Source organism: Streptomyces rubellomurinus, assembly GCF_000961885.1.
In the GTDB taxonomy this organism is placed as follows: Bacteria; Actinomycetota; Actinomycetes; order Streptomycetales; family Streptomycetaceae; genus Kitasatospora; species Kitasatospora rubellomurina.
Genome location: NZ_JZKH01000087.1, coordinates 1 through 19712 on the forward strand (window position 1 = coordinate 1; position 19712 = coordinate 19712).

Annotated in this window: 17 protein-coding genes; 9 read left to right on the plus strand and 8 right to left on the minus strand. The window is 74.6% G+C overall.

The window, feature by feature from the left end:
• Both VM95_RS30500 and VM95_RS30505 read left to right on the plus strand, forming a co-directional pair.
• The coding region (locus tag VM95_RS30500; RefSeq protein WP_045702860.1) for a M48 family metalloprotease at positions 1-452 on the plus strand (452 nt) is incomplete at its 5' end.
• Between the two features lie 165 nt (positions 453-617).
• Positions 618-2183 carry a GAF domain-containing protein gene (locus VM95_RS30505; RefSeq protein WP_052707669.1) on the plus strand — a complete coding sequence of 522 codons (1566 nt, stop codon included), beginning with the start codon at positions 618-620 and terminating at the stop codon, positions 2181-2183.
• Here the strand turns inward: VM95_RS30505 and VM95_RS42860 are convergent.
• Positions 2099-2602 carry an SsgA family sporulation/cell division regulator gene (locus tag VM95_RS42860; RefSeq protein WP_052706634.1) on the minus strand — a complete coding sequence of 168 codons (504 nt, stop codon included), beginning with the start codon at positions 2600-2602 and terminating at the stop codon, positions 2099-2101. The two genes, VM95_RS30505 and VM95_RS42860, sit on opposite strands and share 85 nt — an antisense overlap.
• Positions 2603-2931: 329 nt before the next feature.
• Here VM95_RS42860 and VM95_RS43410 point away from each other — a divergent pair, with 329 nt between their 5' ends.
• From VM95_RS43410 to VM95_RS30535, 5 genes are all read left to right on the plus strand, one after another.
• Positions 2932-4101 (plus strand): hypothetical protein, encoded by a 1170-nt coding sequence (locus VM95_RS43410; RefSeq protein WP_045702862.1) that lies wholly within the window; start codon positions 2932-2934, stop codon positions 4099-4101.
• Positions 4102-4264: 163 nt separating this feature from the next.
• Positions 4265-5524, plus strand: coding sequence for a TerD family protein (locus VM95_RS30520; RefSeq protein WP_045702905.1), 1260 nt, complete (start codon positions 4265-4267; stop codon positions 5522-5524).
• 148 nt (positions 5525-5672) lie between these two features.
• Positions 5673-6638, plus strand: a complete 966-nt coding sequence (locus tag VM95_RS30525) for an SGNH/GDSL hydrolase family protein (protein ID WP_045702864.1) — start codon at positions 5673-5675, stop codon at positions 6636-6638.
• A gap of 52 nt (positions 6639-6690) precedes the next feature.
• The gene (locus VM95_RS30530; protein WP_045702866.1) at positions 6691-7179 is read left to right on the plus strand and encodes a GNAT family N-acetyltransferase; all 489 of its coding nucleotides are present in this window, start codon (positions 6691-6693) and stop codon (positions 7177-7179) included.
• 93 nt (positions 7180-7272) lie between these two features.
• The gene (locus VM95_RS30535) at positions 7273-7866 is read left to right on the plus strand and encodes a Uma2 family endonuclease (protein WP_045702868.1); all 594 of its coding nucleotides are present in this window, start codon (positions 7273-7275) and stop codon (positions 7864-7866) included.
• A 68-nt stretch (positions 7867-7934) separates the two neighbouring features.
• Here VM95_RS30535 and VM95_RS30540 read toward each other — a convergent pair whose 3' ends face one another.
• From VM95_RS30540 to VM95_RS30555, 4 genes are all read right to left on the minus strand, one after another.
• The gene (locus tag VM95_RS30540) at positions 7935-8864 is read right to left on the minus strand and encodes a proline dehydrogenase family protein (RefSeq protein WP_045702871.1); all 930 of its coding nucleotides are present in this window, start codon (positions 8862-8864) and stop codon (positions 7935-7937) included.
• Between the two features lie 161 nt (positions 8865-9025).
• Positions 9026-10654 (minus strand): L-glutamate gamma-semialdehyde dehydrogenase, encoded by a 1629-nt coding sequence (gene pruA, locus VM95_RS30545; RefSeq protein WP_045702873.1) that lies wholly within the window; start codon positions 10652-10654, stop codon positions 9026-9028.
• Between the two features lie 190 nt (positions 10655-10844).
• Entirely contained in the window at positions 10845-11936 is a 1092-nt protein-coding gene (locus tag VM95_RS30550) for an FAD-dependent oxidoreductase (protein ID WP_052706773.1), read from the minus strand.
• Positions 11933-12529 (minus strand): PadR family transcriptional regulator, encoded by a 597-nt coding sequence (locus VM95_RS30555; RefSeq protein WP_045702875.1) that lies wholly within the window; start codon positions 12527-12529, stop codon positions 11933-11935. The genes VM95_RS30550 and VM95_RS30555 overlap by 4 nt, the downstream gene beginning before the upstream one ends.
• A gap of 151 nt (positions 12530-12680) precedes the next feature.
• On the opposite strand from VM95_RS30555, the gene VM95_RS30560 reads away from it, so the two are divergent.
• Positions 12681-14282: a PucR family transcriptional regulator gene (locus VM95_RS30560; RefSeq protein WP_244179007.1), complete on the plus strand. Its 1602-nt coding sequence runs from the start codon at positions 12681-12683 to the stop codon at positions 14280-14282.
• Between the two features lie 30 nt (positions 14283-14312).
• Here the strand turns inward: VM95_RS30560 and VM95_RS30565 are convergent, their stop codons facing one another.
• Both VM95_RS30565 and VM95_RS30570 read right to left on the minus strand, forming a co-directional pair.
• Positions 14313-15803 carry an alkaline phosphatase PhoX gene (locus VM95_RS30565; RefSeq protein ID WP_045702877.1) on the minus strand — a complete coding sequence of 497 codons (1491 nt, stop codon included), beginning with the start codon at positions 15801-15803 and terminating at the stop codon, positions 14313-14315.
• A 166-nt stretch (positions 15804-15969) separates the two neighbouring features.
• Positions 15970-17187, minus strand: coding sequence for a hypothetical protein (locus VM95_RS30570; RefSeq protein ID WP_157882243.1), 1218 nt, complete (start codon positions 17185-17187; stop codon positions 15970-15972).
• A gap of 157 nt (positions 17188-17344) precedes the next feature.
• On the opposite strand from VM95_RS30570, the gene VM95_RS30575 reads away from it, so the two are divergent.
• Complete coding sequence (locus tag VM95_RS30575; protein WP_045702882.1) at positions 17345-17812, plus strand: VOC family protein; 468 nt, start codon at positions 17345-17347, stop codon at positions 17810-17812.
• Between the two features lie 31 nt (positions 17813-17843).
• On the opposite strand, the gene VM95_RS30580 is transcribed toward VM95_RS30575, so the two are convergent.
• Positions 17844-19472: a hypothetical protein gene (locus VM95_RS30580; protein WP_244179008.1), complete on the minus strand. Its 1629-nt coding sequence runs from the start codon at positions 19470-19472 to the stop codon at positions 17844-17846.
• Between the last annotated feature and the right edge of the window lie 240 nt (positions 19473-19712).

The following is a 19712-nucleotide window of genomic DNA, read 5'->3' on the forward strand; positions in this document are numbered from 1 at the left end:
TGCTCGCCCACGAGCGCGCCCACCTGAGCGCCCGCCACCACCTCTTCCTCGCGCTCGCCGAGCACGCCGCAAACCTCCACCCGGCGCTCCGCCCGCTGCGCGCGCCCCTCGGGTACCACCTGGAGCGCTGGGCCGACGAGGTGGCCGCCGCCCGGGTCGGCGACCGCGCCGTCACCGCCCGCGCGGTCGGCCGGGCCGCCCTCGCCGCCAGCCGCTCGCCCTGGCCGGCCCGCCCCCGGCTGGTCGCCGCCGCCCACTCCGGCCCCGTCCCCCGCCGCGTCGCCGCCCTCCTCCAGCCCCGCCCGGCCGCCGCCCCCGACACCCGCCGCCGCGCCGCCGCCCTGGCCCTCGCCGCCTGCCTCGCGCTGAGCGCCGGCGCCAGCCTGGAGGCCACCGCCGACCTGCACCACGCCGTCGAGGCCGCCCAGCACGAACCCGGCGCACAGCGGTAGACCACCGGTGCGCACCGCTGCCGGGGCCGGTCCGCCGACAGGAGCGCGCGGACCGGCCCCCGGCCGAGTTGACGGACCCCATCCCCAGAAACGCACCGCACCCGTACGCTTTCGTCAGCGCGTCGGCCCCGGCGCGACCTCGGACGGCGCTGAGGAGCGAGGCGAGTGCGGCAGACCGGACGGCAGTCCCGACGGCCGGAGCGCCGCACCCCGCCCACCGCGGCGGAACTGGCCAAGGTGCACGAGCGCACCCTCGCCGACGCCGCCGCCCGGGAGCTCACCCAGCCCGCCTTCGCCGACCGCGGCGGCCCCGACCCCGACAGCCCCGGCGCCCTGCTTGAGCCCCGCCCCGAGATCGGCGACTCCTGGGCCCGGCTGCGCCGCCTCGGCCTCGACCCGGACACCGGCATCACCGGCGTCCACCACCTCGGCCCGGCCGAGCTCGAACACCGCCGCCGCGCCAGCGGCCTGGACACCGTCATGCCGGTGCTGCGCGACACCGTGCTCCAGCCGGTCGCCCAGGCGCCGCTGATCCTGGCGATCGCCGACGCCGAGGGCCACGTGCTCTGGCAGGAGGGCGAGCGCGGCCTGCGCCGCAGCGCCGAGCGGATCGGCTTCCTCACCGGCGCCCGGTGGACCGAGGAGAGCGTCGGCACCAACGGCATCGCCGCCACGCTGCGCACCCAGCGGCCGATGCACGTCCACTCCTCCGAGCACTACCTGCGCAGTCACCACTCCTGGACCTGCGTGGCCGCGCCCGTCCACGACCCGGGCACCGGGCGGCTGGTCGGCGCGATCAACCTGAGCGGCCCCGCGCACAGCGTCCGCCCGTACCTGATGCAGCTCACCGCCACCGCCGCCCGGCTCGCCGAGACCGAGCTGCGCGCCCAGCGGCTGGAGGCGCTGCACCAGCTGCGCACCCTGGCCGCGCCACTGCTCGCCCGGGTCGGCGGGCCCGCCCTGGTCGTCGACTCGGCCGGCTGGACGGCCGCCGCGGCCGGGCTGCCCGCGCCGGACCGGCTGCGGGTGCCCAGCCAGGGCTGGGCCCCGGCGGCCCTGCACTGGGTGCCGGGCCTCGGCGAGTGCGTCCTGGAACCGCTCGCGGACGGCTGGCTGGTGCGCCCCGTCCGGCGGCCCGGCGCGGACGGCTCCGGCAACGACGGCCCCGGGGCGAACGGCCCCGGCACGCCGAGCACCGAGCGCGCCGAGGGCGCCCGGCTGCGGCTCGACCTGCGCCGCCCGGACCGCCCCGAACTGTCCGTCCGGGGCGCCGCCGACAGCTGGTCGCACCCGCTCAGCCCGCGGCACGCCGAACTGCTGCTCCTGCTCGCCACCGCCCGCGACGGCAGCACCGCCGCACAGCTCGCGGAGGCGCTGTTCGGCGACCCGGCACGGACGGTCACGGTGCGCGCCGAACTCTCCCGGCTGCGCCGCTACCTGGGCGGGCTGCTGGCCCACCGGCCGTACCGCTTCGCCGAGTCGGTGCTGGTCACGGTGGACGGCCCGGAGGACCCGTACGACCTGCTGCCGGCCTCCTCGGCCCCGGCCGTGCGGCGGCTGCGGGCCGCGCTGGCGGCGGGCACGGTCCGGCTGCCGGGGGCCGCGCCGTCAGCCGTCCCGCAGCCGCGGGGGCCGGGGCGCGGGGCTCAGCAGGGGCCGGCGAGCAGCGCGGCCAGCTGGGCGTCGGTCGGGCCGCAGTCGCGCTCCTGCTCGACGGAGACCAGCGCGTAGGTGCGGTCCAGCCAGGCCCGGACCCGGGGCATCGAGGCCTCCAGCAGGGCGCTGCCGTGCGGGGATTCGAGCGCCAGGTGGAGCGTCGAGCCGTGGCAGGGGCAGTAGGCCGGCCACAGCTTCACGTCGCCCTGGCCGCTCAGCATGCGCAGGCCGTCGCGCAGCAGGTCGCGGGAGAACACCCAGTCCGCCTCGTCCGGGCGCCCCAGGTGGAAGGTCAGCAGCACCTCGTACGGGCGGGCGGCGTCGAACCGGAACCGGGTGCGCACCTCGCCGACCACCTCCTCGCCCAGTGAGATCCGCAGCATCAGCACCTCCTCCACCGCCGCCGGAGCGGCGGTGGAGCCCTCCCCATCGCCGCCCGTGGGGGTGGCGGCGAGGGGTGCACTGGAGGCTGCGGACAGCGGGTCGGGCGGCATGACGGTCTCTCCGGGACGGCGTGGATTGACCTCAGCCTGCGTCACCGCGACCCGGCGGGCAAGGGTTGCAAGAGGGTTGCAATCACCATCGGCCGACCGGTCCGGCCCGGCGCCGGAGTTATCAGACGGACCGTCAATTCCCGTCCGGTGAACGAGTGTCCACGAAGTGGATGGAAGGCGTCCACCGTTCGGCCACCCGCTGGTACGCTCTCCCCCTCCCGCGCGGGAGGGCGACCCCTCCCCTGCCCCCAACGGCCGGGCACGGGACGCCCCGTGGTGCATGGGAGAATGCTGCGACGCGACGGCGACTTCGGGGAGGGAGAGGTCCGGTGGCGGTACCCGAGGACACCGTGCGGGACGTGCGGGACGTGCGGTACGAGCCCGCGCAGCACGGCCGGCACGGACGGCCGCGCCCGTTCGGCGGCCGGTTCCGGCTGCCCACCCTGCGCTTCTCCGGCGCCGCGATGGCGATGTCCACCGTGGTCGGCATCAGCATCGCCACCACCCTCCTGCTGAACGAGCAGCAGGGCGTCGGCCGCCGGGCGCCGGGTGTGGCCCGGGTCGGCACCACCCCGCCGCCCACCCCCGGCGCCACCGACCTGGCCGGGGCCACCGAGGCCGCCGACGCGCGGGACCAGGCCCCGCCGCCGTCCGGCCGGCCCCCGGCCCACCCCACCCGCCACCCCGGGAAGGGCCCGGCCGCGGCCGGCGACCGGCCCACCCCGATCGTGCCGCCGGCCGGCGGGCAGACCGCCGTGCACGACGCCCCCGGCCAGGACACCCCGCTCGCCGGGGCGGAGGGCACGCTCCCGGGCCCGCAGCAGCCGAGCACCCCGCCGGGCGCCGGACCGGCGACGCCCTCGGCCACCGCGTCGCCCTCCGCCTCCGTCTCGCCCCCGCCGCCCGCGCCCGCCCAGCACCCGCACGCCGCCCGGCCGCTCGCCCCCGGGCCGCTGCCCGGCGCCACCGCCCCGGCTCCGGCCCCGGCGCCCGCGCCTGTGCCGGTGCCCGCGCCCGTCGTGGACGCCGGCGACCACCCGGCCGACGCCGCCGCTACCGCCGACGCCACCGACGCCGACTCCGCCCCCGGGCTGACCGGCGTCGCCCGGCGCACCCCGATCGGCCCGGACGGCCTGCGGCACCGGCTCGACCTGACCGTCACCGAGCCGGTCACCGCGCTGCAGGCCGAGTTCCGGCTCGCCCCGGGCGAGTCGGCCCCCGGCAGCGGCTCGGCCTGGACCGACCTGCCGGGCGCGGTGGTCACCGCCCAGCAGGAGCGCGGCACCCTGGTGTACCGCTTCACCACCCCGCCCGGCACCGACGTCCGCCCCGGCCGCTACGGCTTCACCGTGCACGGCGGCCGCCCGGCCGCACCGGCCTCCGCCCCGACCGCTCCGGCGGAGAGCTGGAACGCCGCCGCCTTCGGCATCCACCACCCCCGGGCGGTCGCCGCCCTCGGCGGCTTCGCGACACCCGTGCCGCAGCCCGCCACCCGCTGACGCCGGAACTGCCCGCCCGACCGACGATCCGACAGGTCACCGCCCCGGCCGGGCTCATCCCGGTACGGCCGTTCGTTACTGTGGGCAGCACCCGGCCCGGCGGCCCCGCCCGCCCCGGCCGGGCCGTCGCCCCGCATCCGAGGAGGAGTCCGTGTCCACCGTCCTGCCCCCGGGCGGCAACGCCCCGCTGACCGCCCCGCGGGTGACCGTCGAGGTCACCGCGCCCAAGGCGCTGGACGTCTCCGCCCTGCTGCTGGCCGACAACGGCAAGGTCCGCTCGGACGCCGACTTCGTCTTCTTCAACGCCCCGCACGGGCCCGGCGTCAGCCTGCGCCCGGCCGCCGCGGGCGCGCCGGACGCGATCACCGTCGACACCGCGGCCGTCCCGGCCGGCATCGAAAAGATCGTGGTCACCGCCAGCCCCGCCGACCAGAGTTCGACCTTCGCCGGGATGGAGCCGACCGCCACCGTCCGCGACGCGGACACCGGCGCCGTCCTGGTCACCTTCACCCCGGCCCGGCTCGGCCTGGAGACCGCGCTGATCGTGGTCGAGGTCTACCGGCGCGGCGGCGCCTGGAAGGTCCGCGCGGTCGGCCAGGGCTACGCGGACGGCCTGGCGGGCATCGCCACCGACTTCGGCGTCACCGTCGACGACTCCCCCGCGGCCGCCCCGGCCGCCGAACCCGCCGCCGCGCAGCCGATACCGCCCGCACCGGCCGCACCGCCCGTAGCGCCGCCGCCCGCGCCCCCGGTCGACCCGCGGGTGGGCTTCACCACCGCGACGCCGCTGCCCCCGGCCCCGCCCGTCGCGCCCACCCCGCCGCCCGCCGCCCCGCCGAGCACCCCCAAGGTCACCCTCGACAAGGGCCGGGTCAGCCTGGTCAAGGGCAGCTCGGTCTCGCTGGTCAAGAACGGCCGCCCGTACCTCTCCTCGGTCCGGATGGCCCTGGGCTGGGAGTCCGCCGGCCGGGGCCGCGACATCGACCTGGACGCCTCCTGCCTGGCCTTCGACGCGCAGCACAAGCGGTTGGAGACGGCCTGGTTCATGAAGCTGAACATCTTCAACGGCTCGATCGCCCACTCCGGCGACAACCTGGTCGGCGGCGAGGGCGGCGACGACGAGTCGATCACCGTGCACCTGGAGGGCCTGCCGGCCGAGGTCCAGGCCCTGGTCTTCGTGGTCAACTCCTTCTCCGGCCAGAAGTTCACCGAGGTCCGCAAGGCCTACTGCCGCCTGGTGGACGTGAAGTCCGAGGAGGAGCTGGTCCGCTTCGACCTCACCCACTCGGAGCCGTACACCGGCGTGGTGATGTGCAAGCTGGTCCGCCGCCCGTCCGGCGAGTGGGAGATGACCGCTCTCGGCGAGTTCGTCGACGCCAAGACGGCCCGGGGCATGATCGAGCCGTCCGCCGCCCTGCTCTGATCCCACCGCCCCAACGTCACGGTCACGCCCGTGAATTCACCCTCCTGAGGCATCAAGTCGTCCACGGACCGGCTCGATCAACCTTCAGGGGGGTGAAGCACGTTCTCCCCCGCACCCGTTGCACCCGCTGCACCGTTGAGGAGAGACCGTGCCACGCCTCCTGTCCCGCCTCGCCGTCGCCGGCTCCGCCGTCGCCCTCGCCGCCGGCCTGATCTCCCCCACCGGCGCCCGGGCCGCCGCCCGCCCGACCCCGCGCCCCGCCACCCTCCACTGGGCCGCCCTCGGCGACTCCTACACCGCCGGCGTCATCGAGGCCACCGGCGACCTGACCCAGCCCCGCGACGGCTGCGCCCGCACCGAGCTCTCCTACCCCGAGGTGATCCGCCGCGACCTCGGCTCCCTGGCCGACCTGCACGACGTGAGCTGCGGCGGCGCCACCACCGAGAACGTGTACGCGACCAAGCAGAGCCCGATCGGCCGCCCGCTCCCGCCGGACGGCACGGACCCGAACGCGCCCTACCCGCCCGTCCCGCCGCAGATCGACGCCGTCTCCCCGGACGCCGACGTCATCACGGTCGGCGTCGGCGGCAACGACCTCGGCTTCGCCCAGATCCTCAAGGACTGCATCGAACTCGGCGCCGCGAGCCACGGCCAGGGCACGCCCTGCAAGGACAAGTACGACGCGAGCCTGCCCGACCGCCTGCAGCGGCTCGGCGGCGGCTACGACGCCATGCTCGACTCCCTGCACGCCAAGGCGCCGTCCGCCCGGGTCGTCACGGTCGGCTACCCGCACCTCATCCCCGAGGACGCCGCCCTTTGCCGCTACGGCGACCTGCAGCAGTTCGCCACCTTCACCACCGGCGACCTCGCCTGGGCCCGCACCGCGATCCTCGAACCGCTCAACGGCGTCATCGCGGCCCGGACCGCCCGCCACCAGGACACCTTCGTCGACCTCTACCCCGGCTCCACCGGCCACAGCGTCTGCGACCCCGACCACTGGCTCGACGGCATCCTGACCAGCTACCTCCCCCTCAGGTACGCCCTGGTCCACCCCAACGCCACCGGCCAGGCCCACATCGCCGCCCAGGTCGAGGACGCCCTCCTCGGCACCTGACCGACCGACAAAACCAGTTGCCACCGGCCGCCGCTCCCCCCATCCTGACCGGATGCTCATCCGCGAAGCCACCCCCGAGGACTGGCCGGCCATCTGGCCCTTCTTCCAGCAGATCGTCGCCGCCGGCGAGACCTTCCCCTACCCGCTCGACATGCCCTCCGAGCTCGGCGCCGAGTGGTGGATGCTCGCCGCCCCCAGCCGCACGGTGGTCGCGGTGGACGAGGCCGGCCGGATCGTCGGCACCGCCAACATGAACCGCAACCGCCCGGGCAACGGCTCCCACGTGGCCAGCGCCAGCTACATGGTCGACCCGGCCCACCACGGCAAGGGCATCGGCCGGGCCCTGGTCGAGTACAGCCTCGACTGGGCCCGCGCGGCCGGCTTCCGCGCCATGCAGTACAACGCCGTCGTCGCCAGCAACCACCACGCCGTGAAGCTCTACCAGTCCCTCGGCTTCACCATCGTCGGCACCGTCCCCGACGCCTTCCACCACCCCACCGAGGGCTACGTCGGCCTCCACGTCATGCACCGCCCGCTGTAGCGCAGCGCTCACACCATCGGGTGAAAGTCCGCCGTGCACGGCATAACCGGCCCGAAGGCGAATAGCGTGACGCTCCCCTGAAGGAGGGGCATCATGAGTGCTGTGGCGCATGAGCAACCGATCACGGGCTCCCCATCGCAGGCCGACATCCTGCTGGAGAGCTTCCTGAGCCTGCACTCCCCCGAAGGCTTCCGAGCCGAGCTCATCGAGGGAGAGATCATCGTGGCACCACCGCCGGACGGCGATCACGAGGACCACATCAGCCACCTGATCACGCAGGTGATCCGGCGGTCCAAGACCGACATGAGCGTGTCCGGCGGCAAGGGGCTCCGTCTCGTCAGCGGCGGCCTTTGCCCGAAGAACCACGTCATTCCCGATCTCACGTTCGCCCCCGAGGAGCTCCGCCTGTTCCGGGGTGCCCCATCCTGGATGGAGCCGGACGGCGTCGCCATGGTGGTGGAGGTGACCTCCGGGAAGCCCGACCAGGACCGGATCGCCAAGCGCCACTGCTACGCCCGGGCCGCTATCCCGCTCTACCTCCTCGTCGACCGCGAGAAGGCGCAGCTCAGCCTCTTCGGCAAGCCGCACCGCGAGGAGTACACCGAAGTCCACCTCGCCGCCTTCGGCGAACCCCTCGCCCTTCCGGAGCCCTTCGACTTCGACCTCGACACCAAGCCGTTCCTCTGACCACGCACGACGGCCCGCACCCTCCGTCAAGGGTGCGGGCCGTCGTGGCGTTCCGGGCGTGCCGCAGGCTAGCTGCGGGTGGCCATGGCGCGCAGGAAGAAGGTCAGGTTGGCCGGGCGCTCGGCGAGGCGGCGCATGAAGTAGCCGTACCACTCCTGGCCGTAGGCCAGGTAGATGCGCATGGTGTTGCCCTCGGCGGCCAGGCGCAGCTGCTCCTCGGGGCGGATGCCGTACAGCATCTGGTACTCGAAGGAGTCCTTGGTGCGGTTGTTCCACTCGACCAGCTGGCCGGCGATCTTGATCATGTTGGGGTCGTGGGTGGCGACCTGCGGGTAGCCGTCGCCGGCCATCAGGACCTTGAGCGCGCGGACGTACGCGAGGTCGACGTCGTGCTTGCCCTGGAAGGCGACCGACTCGGGCTCCTTGTAGGCGCCCTTGCACAGGCGCACGCGGGAGCCGGCGTGGGCGAGGTCGCGGCAGTCGCCCTCGGCGCGGCGCAGGTAGGCCTGCACGACGACGGCGACGGACGGGAAGTCCACGCGCAGGTCGCGCGCGATGGAGAGCTGGCCGTCCGCCATGGTGTGGTCCTCGGCGTCGAGGCTCGCGGTGATGCCGATCTTCGCGGCGGCCTCGCAGATGCGGTGGGCGTTCTCCAGCGCGATCTTCTCGCCGTCGACGGGCAGCGACTGGCCCACGGCGGTCAGCTTGATGGAGACGTCGGCGCCGGCCGCGATGCCGTTCTCCTCCAGGGCCTTGAGCAGCAGGAGGTAGGCGTCGGTGGTGGCGGTGGCCTGCGAGACGTCGAGGGTGTCCTCGCCGAGGTGGTCGAAGGTGACCGTGCGGCCGGTGGCGATCAGCTCCTTGTACGCGGCGATGGCCGGGTCGAGGGCGTCACCGGCGACGAAGCGGTCGACGATCGCGTGGGTGAGCGGGAACTTCTCGACCATGGTGCGGATCTGCGGGGACCGCGAGGCCGCGAGAAGGGCGGTACGGAGCATCGTGACTCCTGGGCTGTGTTTCCAAGGATGGCAGAAGGGCCCGGGCGGCGGCCACGGGGGTGGGGCCGCCGCCCGGGGGTGCGACGCCGGGCTGCGGGACGGGGCGTCGCGGGGAGGCCGCGGGGTCGGAAGGAGCGCCCCCGCGGCCTTGGTGGGCCTGGTCAGCCCATGTGCGGGTAGCGGTAGTCGGTCGGCGGGACGAAGGTCTCCTTGACCGAGCGGGTCGAGGTCCACCGCGCGAGGTTCTGCTTGGCGCCGGCCTTGTCGTTGGTGCCGGAGGCGCGGCCGCCGCCGAAGGGCTGCTGGCCGACGACGGCGCCGGTCGGCTTGTCGTTGATGTAGAAGTTGCCGGCGGCGAAGCGCAGCTTGTGCATCGCGTCCTGGGCGGCGGCGCGGTCCTGGGAGATGATCGAGCCGGTCAGGCCGTAGGCCGACACGGACTCCATCTGGGCCAGCATCTCCTCGTACTTCTCGTCCTCGTAGACGTACACGGCGAGGATCGGGCCGAAGTACTCGTCGCGGAAGTACTCGCTGGCCGGGTCCTGGCAGACGAGGACGGTCGGGCGGACGAAGTAGCCGACCGAGTCGTCGTAGGTGCCGCCCGCGATGACCTCGACCGAGGCGTCGGCCCGGGCGCGGTCGATGGCGGCCTTGTTCTTGGCGAAGGCGCGCTCGTCGATGACGGCGGACATGAAGTTGGACAGGTCGGTGACGTCGCCCATGGTGAGGCCGTCGACCTCGGCGGCGAACTCGTCCTTGAGGCCGGCCCACAGCGAGGCGGGGACGTAGGCGCGGGACAGCGCCGAGCACTTCTGGCCCTGGAACTCGAAGGCGCCGCGGGTCATGGCGGTCTTCAGCACGGCCGGGTCGGCGGACGGGTGGGCGACCAGGAAGTCCTTGCCGCCGGTCTCGCCGACGATCCGCGGGTAGGTGCGGTAGCCGGCGATGTTGTTGCCGACCTCGCGCCACAGGTGCTGGAAGGTGGCGGTGGAGCCGGTGAAGTGGATGCCGGCCAGGGCGGGGTGCTTGAGCGCGACGGCGGAGACGTCCAGGCCGTCGCCGGTCACCATGTTGATGACGCCCTTGGGCAGGCCGGCCTCCTCCAGCAGCTGCATGAGCAGGTGCGCGGAGTACTGCTGGGTCGGGGACGGCTTCCACAGCACCACGTTGCCCATCAGCGCGGGCGCGGTCGGCAGGTTGCCGGCGATCGCGGTGAAGTTGAACGGGGTGATGGCGTAGACGAAGCCCTCGAGCGGGCGGTGGTCGCTGCGGTTCCACACGCCGTCCGAGGAGATCGGCTGCTCGGCCATGATCTGGCGGGCGAAGTGCACGTTGAAGCGCAGGAAGTCGACCAGCTCGCAGGGGGTGTCGATCTCGGCCTGCTGGGCGGTCTTGGACTGGCCGAGCATGGTGGCGGCGGCCAGGGTCTCGCGCCAGGGGCCGGCCAGCAGGTCGGCGGCCTTGAGGAAGATCGCGGCGCGCGAGTCGAAGGAGAGCGCCTGCCAGGCCGGGGCCGCGGCCAGGGCAGCGTCGATGGCGTCCTGCGCGTCGGCCTGGGTGGCGTTGCGCAGGGTACCGAGGCGAGCCGCGTGGTTGTGCGGCTGGACGACGTGGATCTCGGTGCCGCCGCCCATCCGGCGCTCACCGTTGATCGTCATGGTCAGCTGGACCGGCTCCTGGCCGCCCAGCTCCTTCAGCTTGGCCTCCAGGCGAGCCCGTTCCGGGCTGCCGGGGGCGTAGCTGTGGACCGGCTCGTTCACCGGCGCGGGGACCTGGGTCACAGCGTCCATAGAGCGCACGCTCTCCTTCGATCGTGGGGGGTTGCCGACGCGGATTGCACGCCGGTCACAGTCACGAACGCTATTCCTGACCGCCCGGCCACATGATTGGCCGGGCGGCTAAATTCCCCCGTACGGCGTTGTCCGGCCCGACGAACACGATCACGTCCGGGTCACGGCCGGCCCTCCCGTCACCACGGCCTCAGCTCCCCGCCCCGGCGCTCGCCTTCTGGCCGTTGACCTCCGCCGCCCGCGCCGCGACCTCCTCCACCACCGGTCGCCGCGCCGCCTCGTAGGCCGCGAGGGCGCCCGGCAGGTCGGGGTGCGAGGCCAGACAGCGGGCCAGTTCGACGGCGCTCTCGACGGCCAGCGAGACCCCCTGGCCGGAGCTGTTGGACGGGGCGTGCACCGAGTCGCCGACCAGCACCAGGCGGCCGCGGTACCAGTGCGGCACGGACGGCATGATCTCCAGGCGCGGGAAGACCTCGATGGTCGCGGCGTCCGCCTCCGCCAGGACGTCCCGGGCGGGCAGGTCGTCCGCGTGCAGCTCGCGCGCCAGCGCCAGCCACTCCTGGCGCGAGGTGCCGCGGGCCTGCTCGGGGCTCAACTGCTCGGGCTGCGGGATGTTGCTGAACCAGGTCGTCCCGGCGCCGTCCGGCAGCGCCCAGTAGCCGAAGAACGCCCGGCCGCCCTGCGCGAAGTGGACGGACTCGGCGCGCCCGGGCACCCCGTCCAGCCGGTGCGCGCTGTGGCCGCCGACGCCGATCAGGCCGGTGTACTGCGGGCCGGGCGCGGCCGGGTCGATCAGCTCGCGGACGACGGAGCGGGTGCCGTCGGTGCCGATCAGCAGGTCGCCGTCCGCCGTGCCGCCGTCCGCGAAGCGGGCGGTGACGCCGGTCGGGCCCTCGTCGACGCCGACCAGCCGCTTGCCGTACCGGACGGGGACGCCCTCCTCGCGCAGCCGCCGCTGGAGCACCGTGTACAGCTCGGCGCGGCGCATCACCCGGCCGCCGACCGGGATCTCGGCGTGGACGCCGCCCTTCCCGTCCTCCAGGACCATCCGATGGATCAGCTGCCCCACTGCGCCGACCTCGGCCCCCAGCCCGACCGCGGCCAGCGCGGCGAGCCCGTTGGGAGCGATCATGAAGGTGCCGCCGATGCCGTCCGCGGAGGTCGGGTAGGCCTCGAAGACCTCCGCCTCGATGCCGGCCTTGCGCAGCGCCAGCGCCGTCACCGGCCCGGCGATGCCGCCGCCGATGACCAGGGCCTTGCGCGCCGTACGTGTTCCGCTCATTGCAGGCTCCTCATGAACTCCCGCAGGGTCCGGTTGAACTCCGGTTCCCCGATCTGCGCGATGAGCCTCTCGGTGTAGCGGCGCTCGGCCTGCAGCATCGCGAGGGCGAACTCCTCCTCGACGACGAACATCGGGTGGACGCCCATCTCCTCGCCCTTGTGCAGCAGGGCGCGCGAGGCGTCGATCCGTTCGTCCAGCGCCTCCAGGCGCCGGCCGAGCAGTTCGGCCGACTCCTCGGTCGGAAGCACCACGAGCAGGCACAGGGCGACCCCGAACGCCGGGTACTCGTCCTGCGGTTCGGAGAGCCACTCGCGCATCCAGTCGAGCATCTCCGCCTGGCCCTCGGGCGTGAGGGCGTAGACGGTGCGCTCCGGCCGCTGGGTGTCGCGGACGGTCTCCTGCTCGGCGACGAACCCGGCCTTCCGCAGCTGCTCCACGACCATGTAGAGCGAGCTGCGGTTGTACTTCACGTTGCGGTCCTTGCCGTGCTCCTTGAGCCGGCGCCCCATCTCGTAGGGGTGCATCGGTTCGGCTCCGAGCTCGGCCAGGACCACCAGGGCCAGCGGGTTCGAGACCTTGCGTCGCTTCGCCATGAGAGCGTTCCTCATCACTTGGTCGGTACTGACTATCCATTCTCAGATAGTCGATGTCAACTATTCAGGGCTGATCAAGTGCGCCTCTGTCCGGCTGGCTAAAATCGACCCCAGGGCACTGTCCGCCCGGACGAAACGATGGAGGCACCGCGTGACCACCCCCGGCCTCCCGCTCCGCCAGCTGCTGATGTCCCTCGGCGAGCCGCTGGTCGAACTCCAGGCCGCCCCCCAGGGGTTGGACGTCCCCGTCCGCGACGTCGCGATCCTCGACCCGGAGGACCCGCCGGTCGCCGCCCCCGGCGAACTCGTCCTCGCCATCGGCGCCCGCGGCCGCGCCGCCCTGCCCGCCCTGCGCGCCGCCGGCCGGGCCGGCGCCGCCGCCGTCGCCGTCAAGCTGGACGCCCCCGGCCAGGCCGACCCGCTGCGCGAGGCCGCCACCGAGGCCGGCGTCGCCCTGCTCTCGGTGCGCCGCGAGACCCGCTGGGAGCACCTCGACTCGCTCGCCCGCGCGATCATCGCCGGCACCGACCCGCCGGACGCCGCCGGCGCCCCCGAGCCCAACGCGGGCGACCTCTTCTCCCTCGCCCAGACCGTCGCCGTGCTCACCAACGGCATCGTCTCCATCGAGGACACCTCCAGCCGGGTGCTCGCCTACTCGCGCTCCTCCGACTCCGACGAGGTCGACGACCTGCGCCGGCTCTCCATCCTCGGCTGGCAGGGCCCCGAGCCGTACCTGTCCAAGCTCCGCGAGTGGGGCATCTTCCAGCACCTGCGCAGCTCGGACGCCCCGATCGCGGTCGAGCCGCACCCCGAACTCGGCCTGCGCCGCCGGCTCGCGGTCGGCATCCGGGCCGGGGCGCAGCCGCTGGGCACCATCTGGGTGCAGGAGGGCGCCCAGCCGCTGGCCCCGCTCGCCGAGCAGGCGCTGGTCGGCGCCGCCCGCGTCGCGGCCGCCCAACTGGTGCGCCGCCGCCGCGAGTTGTCCGCCGACGTCCGGCTCACCCAGACCCTGCTGACCGGCCTGCTGGAGGGCTCCACCGGCCCCCAGTCGCTCGCCACCCACCTCGGCCTGGACGTGCGCCGCCCGGCCACCGTGCTCGCGTACGGCGCGCACACCACCGAGGCGCTGCACCGCTCCGACGTCACCGGCCTGATCTCGGTGCACACCGCCGCCCGGCACCGCACCGCGCTGCTCGCCCCGATCGAGTCCCGGGTGTACGTGCTGCTGCCCGAGCTGCCGCCCGGCCTGCCGATGAGCACCGTCCGGGACTGGGCGCACGAGGTGGTGCAGGCCGCCCGCGACCACCTCGGCGTCCCGCTGCGCGCCGCGATCGGCTCCACCGTGGACGGCCTCGCCCAGGTGCCCGACTCCCGCGCCCAGGCCGACCGCATCCTCGACGCGATGGGCCGCGGCGGCGTGGACCTCGACGTCGCGGCGCTGATCGACGTGCAGGCCGAGGTGCTGGTCAGCGAGATGGTGGCGCTGCTCCAGGAGCGCACCGGCCTGCGCGACCCGAGGCTGACCGCGCTCACCGCCTACGACCGCCGGCACGGCACCCGGCTCGCCGAGTCCGTGCTGGCCTGGCTGGACGCACTCGGCGAGGTCCGGGTCGCCGCCGACGCCCTGCACATCCACCCCAACACCCTGCGCTACCGGGTGCGCCGCGCCGAGCAGTTGACCGGCATCGACCTCGCCCAGCCGCAGCAGCGGCTGCTGGCGATGCTGCAACTGCGGCTGCCCGCGGACGAGTAGTCCACGGGCAGCCGCCGGCACGACGAACCGTCAGGCGCCGTACCCCTGGCCCCGCTTGTGCTCGTTCAGCCGCCGCCACGGCCCGCTGATGGCCAGCTGGATGCCCGGCGTCTGGATGTTGGCGAACAGCGTCCGCCCGTCGTCCGAGAACGTCACCCCGGTGAACTCGCTGAACTCCGGGCTGTCCGCGCTGCCGATGTTCAGCTCGTTGCGGGCGATCGGGTAGACCAGCCCGTCCTCGGTGGCGCCGAACAGGTGCGAAACGCCCTCGCCGTCCTCGGCGATCACGATGCCGCCGTACGGCGAGACGGTGATGTTGTCCGGGCCGTCGAAGTTGTCGTGGTCGCCCCAGGTGTCGGTGTTGACGCCCAGCAGCACCTTCAGGGTGATGGTGCGGCGGTTCGGGTCGAAGAACCAGACCTGCCCGTCGTGCTGCAGCGGGCTCTCCGAACGGGCGTAGCTGGAGACGAAGTAGAAGCCGCCGTCACCCCACCACATGCCCTCCAGCTTGCGGGCCCGGGTGACCTCGCCGTCCTTGAACTGCTTGCGCACCGAGACGGTCTTCGCGTCGCGGTCCTGGACCTTCACCCAGTCCACGCCGTACACGGTGCCGACCTGGACCGCCCGGGAGAGGTCGTCGACGAACTTGCCGTGCGAGTCGAAGACCTTGAAGGCCTCCAGCACCCCGGCGTCCTCGGCCAGGGCGCGCAGCCGGTACCGGCCGTGCGTGAAGCCCGCCGGCGGGGTCCAGCGGTAGAGCAGCCCGTTGGGGTTGCCCGCGTCCTCGGTCAGGTAGACGTGGCCGCGCTTCGGGTCCACCACGACGGCCTCGTGCGCGTAGCGGCCGAAGGCCTTCACCGGCCGCGGGTCGCGGTTGTAGTCGTCGTCGAAGGGGTCGACCTCGAAGACGTACCCGTGGTCCTTGGTGAAGCCGTTCTTGCCGGCCCGGTCCTCGGTCTCCTCGCCGGACAGCCAGGTGCCCCACGGGGTCACGCCGCCGGCGCAGTTGGTGGCGGTGCCGGCGATGCCGACCCACTGCTCGACCGAGCCGTCCCGCTTGGCGTGCACGATCGTGCAGCCGCCGGCCGCGCCCGGGTCGTACACGTGGCCCTCGGTCAGCGGCACCGGGTACGGCCACTTGGCGCGGGCGCCGGCCAGCTCGTGGTTGACGACCATCAGGTTGCCGCCGTGCTCGTCCTCGAAGGCGGAGGTGCCGTCGTGGTTGCTCGGGGTGAACTCGCCGGTGCGCAGCCGGGTGACGCCGGCCCGGTTCAGCACCTTGTACGAGAAGCCCTTCGGCAGCGACAGCAGCCCGGCCGGGTCCGGCACCAGCGGGCCGTAGCCGATCGCGGCGCCGCCCGCCGCGTTGGTCCCGGCGCCCGCGGCCGCCGGCGCCTCCCCGCCGACCGGGGCGGCGATCGCGCCCGGGGCACTGGCCAGTGCCCCGGCGCTGCCGGCGATCAGCACGCCGGCCCCGACGACGGTGGAACGGTTGACGAAGTCCCGGCGGGACAGCGACATGGCAGCAACTCCTGAGGTGAGCGGGGTGTCGGGGCGGGTTCGCCGACGCCCAGCAGGCTCCGCCGCAGGGGTGAACCGGGCATGGCGCGCAGGTCGCGCCCGGACGTCCATTTGCCAACCCGTGGTCGACGCATGACCTCCGCTTTACCTCGCGCACCGGCGGGCCTCAGCCCGCCCGCGCCGCCAGCCACTGCTCCCAGGCCGCCAGCCACAACTGCTCGGCCAGCCGCTGCTCCTCCCACTCCCGCGCCCCGCCACCGGCCGGCCGCTCCCGCCACAGCTGCTCCCAGGCCCGCTGCGCCGGCAGGCTGGCCACCTCACTGGCGAACACCGTGTACCGCACGACCTCCTCGACCGCGGCCGCGCCCGCCGCCGTGCCGATCAGCCAGTGCGTCTGCTGGGACAGCCGGTTGAGGTGGTCGACCATCGCGGTCACCGCCGCCACCGCCTCCTCCCGGCTCTCCGTGGCGAGCCGCATCTGCTGGCGCACCGCCGCCTCCCAGCGCACCGCCCCGACCTCCCCGCGCAGGTGACGCGGCAGCCGCGGCGTGCGCCCGGCCCGGACCTGCGCCTCGATCGCGGCGGTCTCGGCGACGGACTGCGCGACCAGCGCCCGGTGCGCCTCCAGGCCGATGACGGGCGGCAGTTCGCGCTCCTCGACCGGCACGTGCCGGGCCCGCCGGGAGGCGAGGTCGCGCAGCAGCTCGGTGCGCCCGCGCAGGTGCCGCTCGAAGTCCCGGATGCCGCCCAGCTCCACGCCGCCGGGCGCCACCCCGCGCCCGCACACCGTCACGGTCTGCCCGCCGACCCGCAGCCGCCCGGCCCACACCGGCCCGGCCCCGTCCTCCCCCGGGTCGCCGGGCCAGAGCACCGGACGGTCCTCGTGCAGTTCCACCGAGCGCGGCTCGCCGTCCACGGTGATCCACTCGCGCAGCGCCCGCACCCGGCCCGGCCCGTCCCCCTCGTCGATGCCGGACTGCTCGTAGAGCCGGTCCCGCTCGTCCTCGACCACGTCCTCCAGCTCGGGCAGCGACTCGCAGCCGTCCGCGCCCGGGCGGTAGCTGCGCACGGTCACGTACGGGCCGGCCGCGGACGCCCAGTCGCCGCACTGCACCTCGACCCAGCACACCCGGCCGCCGCAGCTGTCGAAGCCGGCCAGCGCCTCGCCGCCGCGCGCCGGGCCGGCGGCCACCCCGTACACCGGGAAGTCGACCCCGGCCAGGGCGCGGCGGGAGAACTCCTCCTGCTCGGCGAACCGGTCCGGGGCCGCCGGGCCCTCGACCGGGTCGCGGCCCATCGGAACGGCGGCGCGATCGGGCGCCGCCCGCTGGACGTTCCGGTCCTGGGGCCCGCCGCCGATCTCCCGCGCCATCCTGTGCCGCACCCCCGGTTCCCTCGCACCCACCACGCCGACACGCCAGCTTACGTGCCCGGCGGCCGTCGGGTCATCAGCTGCGGCACAGCACCCGGCCGGTACCCGCCGGCCGCGAGCGCCGTGTCAGCGCGCCCGGTTGTCAGCCGCGCTCCCTACCCTGGGCGGCATGACAGCACAGAACCACCCGACGGCACCGCACGACGGGGCCTTCCCCGCCCGGATCAGCATCGTCACCCTCGGCGTCTCCGACCTCGACCGCAGCGCCCGCTTCTACGAGGGCCTGGGCTGGCGCCGCTCCACCGCCTCCAGCCCGGAGATCGTCTGGTTCCGCACCGCCGACTCGGTGCTCGGCCTCTTCCCCGCCGACGAGCTGGCCGCCGACGCGGGCGTGCCCGGCGGCGGCGAGCCCTCCTTCCGCGGCGTCACCCTCGCGGTGAACCTGGAGTCCCCCGCGCTGGTGGACGCCGCGCTGCGGACGGCGGTGGAGGCCGGCGCCGTGGTGGTCAAGCCACCGACGACCACCAGCTGGGGCGGCTACTCCGGCTACTTCGAGGACCCGGACGGGCACCTGTGGGAGCTGGCCCACAACCCGTTCTTCCCCTTCGCCGAGGACGGCTCGCTGGACCTTCCCTAGCCCGGGAACCCTCCTCGGCTCGGAACCTTCCTCAGCTCTGCTTCGACCGCGCCTTGAAGGCCGCCTTGCGCGCCTCCTTGGCCGTCACCCGGTCCGGGTGCAGCTCCCCGATCGCCTCCAGGACGTCCGCCGTGTACGGGTGGTCGACCCGCCACACCTCGGCGAACCACGCCGCCGGGTCGTCCCGTACCGGCAGGTCCGCGATCAGCTCGCGCAGCTCGGTGTCACCGCCGGAACCCAGCAGCTGCGCGGCGAAGGTGTCGACCACCGTCCACAGCGCCATCTGCCGCTCCGGCACCGGCACGTCCGCCGCGCCGATCGCGGACAGCCAGGCCCGGGTCGCGCCGCCCAGCTCCGGGTCGTCCAGCACCTCCCGGGCGGCCGGCTCGGCGTCCGCCCCGAGCAGCCGCAGCGCCTCGACGGCCAGCACCCGCCGCATGGGCGCGTACGCGTCGGTGCCGCGCGCGGCCGCCAGCAGCTCCCGGGCGGCCGGCACCGGCTCCCGGCCGGCCAGCCAGACCACCAGCTCCTCCTCCGGCAGCACGTTGACCGACTCGCACACGGCCCGCAGCAGCTCGGCGGCGTCCCCCTGGGCGAGGTCGCCGACCAGCGGCGCGTCGTAGCCGTCCTCCAGCAGCCACTGCCGGACGCCGTACTGGCCGAGCGGGGTGAGCCGGACGAGCCCGAAGCGGGCCGACTCCTCCTCGTCCAGCGGCGCCTCGCCGACGACGGCGGGCTCCTCGCCCTCCTCCTCGTCGAACAGCTCCGGGTCGATCGGGCGGTACTCCAGCAGGCCCAGCTCGGCGAGGTCGGCCAGCATCGGGTCCAGCGCGACCATCACGTCGGTGATGTCGCCCAGCAGCTCCTCGCTCGGCTCCTCGCCCTCCGGCACCACCAGCAGCGCGGCCAGCACGCCCAGCGGCACGGTCTCGTTGCCGGGCTCGGCGAAGGCGGTGGTCTCGTAGAGCACCTGCAGCGCCTCGTCCAGCAGCTCGGCGGCGGCCTCCCGGGCCTCCTCCAGCTCGTTCAGGCCGTCCTCGTCGTCCTCGTCGCCGTCCGCGGCCTGCTCCGCTTCCTCCTCCTCGGATTCCTCGGGCAGCGAATCGGCCTCCACGGCCAGCTCCCGGACGATCCCGGCGGCGGTGAGCCACAGCTCCAGGACGGTCTCCGGGTCCCCCTCCTCGGCGGGCTCCAGGTCGGGGCCGGGGACGGCCACGTGCTCGCCGGCCTCGGTCGTGCCGAGCTCCACCAGGTCCAGGTCGCAGGCCAGCGACCAGGCCCGCAGCGCCTCGATCTCGTCCTCCTCCGACACCTCGCCCTCGGCCGGGGCCAGGCCCAGCAGCCGCGCGGCGGGCGCCCGGTCCGCCTCGACCAGGTCGCCGAACTCGTCCACCACCCGGTGCGGGGCGGCCCAGCGCGCCAGCGCCAGCGCGTAGCCGAGCATCGGCACGGCCTTCGCCTGCGCGGCCAGCTCCGTCTCGTCGGGCAGCTTCACCGGCGGGACGAGCACGGCCGCGTCGTCGTCCAGGCCGTCGTCGTCCAGCCCGTGCGCGGCGAACGCCCCGTAGAGGTCCTGGAGCTCCATGTCGGCGGGCAGGACGGCCCCCGCGCCCCCCTCGCCCTCCGAAGCCCCTGCGTTCTTCCGACGTCGTCCGGCCATCGTCGCGCGTTCTCCCTCAGCCAGCGGCCCGTCATGAGCGCCGCGTACCCGTCTACCACCTCAGCGTATAGGCCGGGCACCCCCGGTGCCCGGCCTCAAGGGGCGTGCGCAGGGGCGCGCGCCGAAACCGTGCGCCCACCCCTTATCCTTCGCATTGGCACCGCGCACAACCCCGCGCGGGCCACCGGGCAACGAAGCCCCCCTCTCAGCTCATCCGCTCCACCAGGGAGCCCCGCACCG

What these genes read in the sequence shown, in the direction of transcription:
- VM95_RS42860 (WP_052706634.1), bottom strand. Translation starts at nt 2,602, where the DNA reads ATGCCGCCCGACCCGCTGTCCGCAGCCTCCAGTGCACCCCTCGCCGCC.
- VM95_RS30530 (WP_045702866.1), top strand. Translation starts at nt 6,691, where the DNA reads ATGCTCATCCGCGAAGCCACCCCCGAGGACTGGCCGGCCATCTGGCCC.
- VM95_RS30535 (WP_045702868.1), top strand. Translation starts at nt 7,273, where the DNA reads ATGAGTGCTGTGGCGCATGAGCAACCGATCACGGGCTCCCCATCGCAG.
- VM95_RS30540 (WP_045702871.1), bottom strand. Translation starts at nt 8,864, where the DNA reads ATGCTCCGTACCGCCCTTCTCGCGGCCTCGCGGTCCCCGCAGATCCGC.
- pruA (WP_045702873.1), bottom strand. Translation starts at nt 10,654, where the DNA reads ATGGACGCTGTGACCCAGGTCCCCGCGCCGGTGAACGAGCCGGTCCAC.
- VM95_RS30550 (WP_052706773.1), bottom strand. Translation starts at nt 11,936, where the DNA reads ATGAGCGGAACACGTACGGCGCGCAAGGCCCTGGTCATCGGCGGCGGC.
- VM95_RS30555 (WP_045702875.1), bottom strand. Translation starts at nt 12,529, where the DNA reads ATGGCGAAGCGACGCAAGGTCTCGAACCCGCTGGCCCTGGTGGTCCTG.
- VM95_RS30565 (WP_045702877.1), bottom strand. Translation starts at nt 15,803, where the DNA reads ATGTCGCTGTCCCGCCGGGACTTCGTCAACCGTTCCACCGTCGTCGGG.
- VM95_RS30575 (WP_045702882.1), top strand. Translation starts at nt 17,345, where the DNA reads ATGACAGCACAGAACCACCCGACGGCACCGCACGACGGGGCCTTCCCC.
- VM95_RS30580 (WP_244179008.1), bottom strand. Translation starts at nt 19,472, where the DNA reads ATGGCCGGACGACGTCGGAAGAACGCAGGGGCTTCGGAGGGCGAGGGG.